Genomic DNA, 239 nt, shown 5'->3' with positions numbered 1-239 from the left:
CTCGCGGAACTGCTGACCCAAGGCGCCGCCGGCCATTCGCCGGGCATGCCGGCACGCGGATGGTTGTTCCCCAACGGCACCGGGGGTCATCTCAGCGCAAACCACATCGGCCGACTGGTGGCCCGCGCCCTGCCCGGCGACTGGTCGATGCACACCCTGAGGCACCGGTACGGAACCCGCGCCTACCGCGGCTCGGGCAACCTGCGCGCCGTTCAGACCCTGCTCGGGCATGAGTCGAT

1 protein-coding gene is annotated in these 239 nt (G+C 70.7%); it reads left to right on the top strand.

Features of this window, described 5'->3' with window-relative positions; translation table 11 throughout:
- Positions 1-45 precede the first annotated feature (45 nt).
- Positions 46-239, top strand: a 194-nt coding sequence (locus ACFE99_RS25140) for a tyrosine-type recombinase/integrase (protein WP_375489606.1), incomplete at its 3' end; no start/stop codon positions are given.

This window comes from uncultured Mycobacterium sp., from assembly GCF_964249325.1.
Lineage (GTDB): Bacteria > Actinomycetota > Actinomycetes > Mycobacteriales > Mycobacteriaceae > Mycobacterium.
The sequence above is the reverse complement of the archived record's forward strand: the minus strand, read 5'-3'. Positions and strand labels throughout refer to the sequence as shown.